At 71.2% G+C, this 3,727-nt stretch carries 5 protein-coding genes; all 5 read right to left on the minus strand.

The features are described 5' to 3' along the window. On the minus strand, positions 1–264 hold a 264-nt coding region (locus KBX53_RS25730), incomplete at its 3' end, for an aminotransferase class III-fold pyridoxal phosphate-dependent enzyme (protein ID WP_210862102.1). Further along, positions 261–1,166, minus strand: coding sequence for an acetylglutamate kinase (gene argB / locus KBX53_RS25735; RefSeq protein WP_210862104.1), 906 nt, complete (start codon positions 1,164–1,166; stop codon positions 261–263). The genes argB and KBX53_RS25730, both read right to left, overlap by 4 nt. Next, positions 1,163–2,335 (minus strand): bifunctional glutamate N-acetyltransferase/amino-acid acetyltransferase ArgJ, encoded by a 1,173-nt coding sequence (argJ, locus tag KBX53_RS25740; RefSeq protein WP_210862106.1) that lies wholly within the window; start codon positions 2,333–2,335, stop codon positions 1,163–1,165. Before argJ ends, argB begins: the two co-directional genes overlap by 4 nt. Next, positions 2,332–3,333 carry an N-acetyl-gamma-glutamyl-phosphate reductase gene (gene argC / locus KBX53_RS25745; RefSeq protein WP_030335725.1) on the minus strand — a complete coding sequence of 334 codons (1,002 nt, stop codon included), beginning with the start codon at positions 3,331–3,333 and terminating at the stop codon, positions 2,332–2,334. The genes argJ and argC overlap by 4 nt, the downstream gene beginning before the upstream one ends. A gap of 204 nt (positions 3,334–3,537) precedes the next feature. After that, positions 3,538–3,727, minus strand: a 190-nt coding sequence (locus KBX53_RS25750; protein ID WP_210862109.1) for a hypothetical protein, incomplete at its 5' end; no start/stop codon positions are given.

Raw genomic sequence — 3,727 nt, forward strand, 5'->3', positions numbered from 1 at the left:
CAGCAGCTCGGCGAGGGCGACCGGCGGCTCGGCCACATAGAGGTTGGAGACGTGCCCGAGGGTCGCGACCTGCTTCGACACCGCCGCCACCACCGCCGGATGGGCGTGACCGAGAGCGTTGACAGCGATGCCACCCACCAGGTCCAGGTACTCCCGGCCCGCGTCGTCGACCACCACCGCTCCGGCGCCGGAGACCAACGCCAACGGCGGCGTGCCGTAGTTGTCCATCATGGACTGCTTCCACCGCTGCGCCAACGTGCTCATGTCGCGTCCGTCCCGTCTCCCGGCACCACCATCGTTCCGAACCCTTCCGAGGTGAACACCTCAAGCAACGTGGAATGCGCCACCCGACCGTCGACGACGTGCGCGGCGGGCACTCCCCCACGCACCGCCCGCAGGCAGGCCTCCATCTTCGGCACCATCCCCGACTCGAGGCTGGGCAGCAGCTTGGCCAGGTCGTCCGCGGCGATCTCGGAGACCAGGCTGGTGGTGTCCGGCCAGTCGGCGTACAGACCGGCCACGTCGGTGAGCACGACCAGTTTGCGGGCCCGCAACGCGACCGCCAGAGCGGCGGCGGCAGTGTCCGCGTTGAGGTTGTGCAACACCCCGTCGACGTCCGGCGCGACCGTCGAGATCACCGGGATCCGGCCGGCGTCGATCAGATCCGTCACCGCCGACACGTCCACCGACTCGACGTCGCCGACCTGGCCGACGTCCACAGCCTGCCCGTCCACGTACGCCGGGCGGCGCACCGCGGTGAACAACCGGGCGTCCTCCCCCGACAGGCCGACAGCGAACGGACCGTGCGAGTTGATCAAACCCACCAGCTCCCGGCCCACCTGACCGACCAGCACCATCCGGACCACGTCCATCGCCTCGGCGGTGGTCACCCGCAGACCACCACGGAACTCACTGGCGATGCCGAGACGACCCAGCATGGCGGAGATCTGCGGACCACCGCCGTGCACCACCACGGGCTTCAGGCCCGCGTACCGCAGGAAAATCATGTCGGCCGCGAACGCCTGCTGCAACAATGGATCGGTCATCGCGTTGCCGCCGTACTTGACCACGACCGTCGAGCCGGAGAAACGCGCCAACCACGGCAGCGCCTCGATCAGCGTCTCCGCCTTGGCCTGCGCACGAGCCAGATCGCTACTGAGGCTCATGTCGAGTAGGCCGAGTTCTCGTGCACGTAGGCGTGGGACAGATCGTTGGTCCAGATGGTGGCGGCCGACGTACCCGCGTGCAGGTCGATCCGGATCGTCACGTCCCGGCCGGTCAGGTCGACCTTCGAACGGTCCTCGGCGCCGGCACCGCCCCGGCACACCCACACCCCGTTGACCGCCACGTCCACCTCGTCCGGATCGAACGCGGCGGCCGTGGTGCCGACGGCGGCGAGGATCCGACCCCAGTTGGGGTCGTTGCCGAACAGCGCCGTCTTGACCAGGTTGTTGCGGGCCACCGAACGGCCCACCTCGACCGCCTCGTCCTCGTCCGCCGCGCCGACCACGTCGATGGCGACCTGCTTCGTCGCGCCCTCGGCGTCGGCCACCAACTGCTGGGCCAGGTCGTGACAGGCCGCGGTGACCGCGGCGGCCAACTCGGCCGGCGTCGGCTCGATGCCGCTCGCACCACTTGCCAGCAACAGCACCGTGTCGTTGGTGGACATGCAGCCGTCGGAATCGACCCGGTCGAAGGTGACCCGGGTGGCCGCGCGCAGCGCCTCGTCCAGCACCGCCGGCCCTGCCACCGCGTCGGTGGTGAGCACGCAGAGCATGGTGGCCATCCCCGGCGCGAGCATCCCCGCGCCCTTGGCCATGCCACCGACAGTCCACCCGCTGCCCCGCGCCACAGTGGTCTTCGAGCGGGTGTCCGTGGTCATGATCGCCTCGGCGGCGGCCACGCCACCGTCGCGGGACAGCCCACGGATCGCCGAACTGACACCCGGCAGCAGCTTCGGCATCGGCAGCCGCTCACCGATCAGGCCGGTCGAGCAGACCGCGACCTCACCGGCGCCGAGGATCAACCGTGGGCTGACCGAGGTCAGCGCGGCGGCGGTGTGCTCGGCGGTGGCGTGCGTGTCCTGGAAGCCGGCCGGGCCGGTGCAGGCGTTGGCACCACCGGAGTTGAGCACCACCGCGCGGACCACGCCGCCCTGCACGACCTGCTGCGTCCAGAGCACCGGCGCGGCCTTGACCCGGTTCGTGGTGAAGACACCGGCCACGCCGGCGTCCGGGCCGTCGTTGACGACCAGTGCGACGTCCACGCCGCCGCTGGCCTTGAGGCCGGCGGCCACACCGGCCGCCCGGAACCCCCGAGGGGTGGTGACGCTCAAGGGGTGACTCCCCACATCGACAGGCCCGTCGTCTCCGGCAGGCCGAGCATGAGATTGGCGTTCTGTACGGCCTGGCCGGCAGCGCCCTTACCCAGGTTGTCCAGTGCGCTCAGCACGATCAGACGACCCGAGTCGACGTCGACGGTGGCCTGCAGGTGACACGAGTTGGAGCCCAGCGTGGCGGCGGTGTGCGGCCAGCGGCCCTCCGGGAGCACGTGCACGAACGGCGCGTCCGCGTACGCCCGCGCCAGCACCTCCTGCGGGTCGACGCCGCGCGCCGGCGTCGCGGTGACAGTGGCGAGGATGCCGCGCGGCATCGGCGCCAGCACCGGGGTGAACGACAGACCCGTCGCACCGGTGGCCTGCTTGATCTCCGGGACGTGCTGGTGGGTGCCGACCCGGTACGGCGACAGGTCGCCCATCACCTCGCTGGCCAGCAGGTGCGGCTTCGCCGCCCGCCCCGCGCCCGAGGTGCCGGAGGCGGCCACGACCACCACGTCGGCGGGGCTGGCCGCGCCGTCGGCGATCAACGGCGCGAGCGCCAGGGTGATCGCGGCGGCGTAGCAGCCGGTGTTCGCCACCCGGGTGGAGCCGGCGATCAGCTCCCGCTGACCGGGCAGCTCGGGCAGCCCGTAGGTCCACTGCCCGGCGTGCGTGCCGCCGTAGTACTGCGCCCAGGCGTACGGGTCGGCCAACCGGTGGTCGGCGCCCAGGTCGACGATCCGCACCTCGGCCGGCAGTTGCGCCGCGAGGGCGGCCGACTCGCCGTGCGGCAGGGCCAGAAAGACCAGGTCCGCGTCGGCCAGCGTGGTCGGATCGGTCGTGCCGAGCACCAGGTCGAGCCCGGTGAGCTGCGGGTGCACCACGTCGACGCGGTGCCCGGCCTGGCTGTGGGCGGTGGCAGCGACCAGGTCGAACTCCGGGTGCCCGGCGATCAGGCGCAGCAGTTCACCCCCGGCGTACCCGCTCGCTCCGGCGACCGCGACTCGAATCCCCATACCCACCTCCGCATGACTATGCAGCGAAGATTAACAAGGGCGACCCGATTCCTGCAAGTTAATACAGCCCCCTGCATGATGATGTAGGAACCCCGCCCCACCCTCGCGATCTTGCACTTACTGCGCCCGCATAGCCGACCAAAGGTGCGAATCGGCAACACAAACTGCAAGATCGCGAGGGTGGGAGCGGGGGTGGGGTGGGGGTTAGGCGCCGCGCAGGGTGGCGCCGAGGCGTTCGGCCGCGACGGCGACCGCCGCGTCCCGTGCCGCAACCGCCTCCTCGACGGTGAGGGTCCGGTCCGGTGCCCGGAAGGTCAGCTTGTACGCCAACGACCGGCGGCCCTCGCCGAGCTGCGCGCCGGAGTACACGTCGAACAGCCGCACGTCCTCCAGC

This window comes from Micromonospora sp. M51 (assembly GCF_018070305.1).
Classification (GTDB): Bacteria; Actinomycetota; Actinomycetes; order Mycobacteriales; family Micromonosporaceae; genus Micromonospora; species Micromonospora parva.

Bases quoted from the DNA above. Each gene is read 5' to 3' on its own strand.
- argC (WP_030335725.1), bottom strand. From the start codon at position 3,333: ATGGGGATTCGAGTCGCGGTCGCCGGAGCGAGCGGGTACGCCGGGGGT.
- argB (WP_210862104.1), bottom strand. From the start codon at position 1,166: ATGAGCCTCAGTAGCGATCTGGCTCGTGCGCAGGCCAAGGCGGAGACG.